This window comes from Nitratidesulfovibrio oxamicus (assembly GCF_015731765.1).
GTDB lineage: Bacteria > Desulfobacterota > Desulfovibrionia > Desulfovibrionales > Desulfovibrionaceae > Cupidesulfovibrio > Cupidesulfovibrio oxamicus.
Window position 1 is genome coordinate 1 of sequence record NZ_VRYY01000476.1, and the last position, 1,802, is coordinate 1,802.

At 69.3% G+C, this 1,802-nt stretch carries 1 protein-coding gene; it reads right to left on the bottom strand.

From position 1 onward, the window contains the following. Positions 1-1,015 precede the first annotated feature (1,015 nt). Positions 1,016-1,802 (bottom strand): glycosyltransferase family 4 protein (locus FVW20_RS14215; RefSeq protein ID WP_196610131.1); only part of this gene is annotated, 787 nt, incomplete at its 5' end.

Genomic DNA, 1,802 nt, shown 5'->3' on the forward strand with positions numbered 1-1,802 from the left:
CCGCCCGCGCCCGCCGCGGCCCCGGCCAGCTAGCCGGGCACGCGGCGCGACGGACACCCCGAAGCGCCGACTGACGACAAACAGGAAAGGGCCGGACGAGACATCGTCCGGCCCTTGTCACATACGGATGCCCCCGCAGGGCAGGGGAAAGGCACGCCCGTCTCGGCCCGGACGGCGGCGGTCAATGCCGCATGCCCCTGCACGGCGGCGCACGGCGCACGCCGCAAGACCGGTGGTGTCGTGCGCGAGAAAGGGCCGGACGATGAACGTCCGGCCCTTTCTTTCGAACTCTGCCCCTCCGTATCCGTTCCGCCGCTGGCGCACGGCTGCCGCAGGGGCATCACCTGTCGCGGACGATGAGGATGGCCAACACCGCCAGCGCCACGATCATGAACACCCAGGTCATGGAGAATCCCCCTCGCGGCTCACTTGCGGACTATCTATACCGCACTGCGCCCCCATGTCACTGCGGGAAAACCCTACCTTTGGCAACATCGCACAAGGTATGCCGCCCCAACAGCCCAACTTGCACTGCAGCATATTCCCATGCAAAAATCGGCAAGGTGTCGCACACGCCATGTAGCGATGCCGCAATCCGTGCCGCACTGATGCGTCCCCAACGGTACAGAACCCCCATCGTCACCGTATGCGCTACTTAATATGCACTGCAGTATCCACCCGCATGTCCCCTGCGGCGTCAAATACGCATGGCACGGCACCCGTCCGCGGCACCTGGAGTCATGTTTTCCCGCACACTGCCTGCCCCCCCCCCAGCCGCCGCACGGACAACAACGAGGCTGCGGCAACGGGCGCGAGAGCACACGCCCCCCAGGCCGCGAAGCACTCCGGCTCGGCTGGCGTGACTGGCGTGACTGGCGTTACTGACGAGACTGCGGCGGCGGGGCTGGGACGACAGGACGATGGTCAGGGGCGAAGGCGGGCAGGAACAAGAGAAGGTGGTGGTGGGTGTGTGGGGGGGGAGGCGGATGGAAATGCCGGCGGCCTCGCGGGCGAATCAGGCGCCCTGGCGCTGGCGGCGGTACAGTGCCATGTAGGCTTCGGCCATGCGGATGTCGGTGTAATGGGCGACGCTGGCCGTGCCGCCCGCCGTCAGGCGCTCACGCAGGGCTGCGTCGGTGGCGACGCGGCGCATGGCGCAGGCCAGCGCATCTGCGTCACCGGGGGGCACCACGAGGCCGTTCTCGCCGTCGCGCACCAGTTCCAGGTTGGAGGCGAGGCCGGAGCAGATCACCGGCAGCCCGGTCACCCAGCCCTCCTTGATCACCCCGCTGCTGCCTTCGCCATGCACCGACGGCACCACCAGCGCGTCGCAGTCGGGCAGCATGCGGCGGCTGTCCTGCCGCCCCAGAAAGGCCATGCGCGGAGAGACGCCCAGTTCGTCGGCACGGTCCAGCAGGGTGCCGAACAGCGGGCCTTCGCCCACCACGCGCACTTCCCAGGCGGGCATGTGGGCGTCGCTCGCGCCGTGGGCCTCTCCCTTCGCCTCTCCGGTCCCGGACGCCTGCAAGGCCGCCAGCGCCTCGATGAGCACCGTGTGCCCCTTCTGCGGGGTGAGCGCGCCCACCATGCCGAACACGAAGCGGACATCGTCGCGCTCGCGCCGGGGATAGTAACGGGTGGGGTCAATACCGGAATGGATCACCGTGATGCGCGCCGGATCCAGCCCGGCAGCCGCCAGCACGCCGCCCGTCTCCGCGCTGACCGCCGCCACCGCATCCGCCGCCAGATACTTGCGGCGGCTCAGGCCCCGGCCCAGCGGATAGGACACCCGCCGGGTGTGC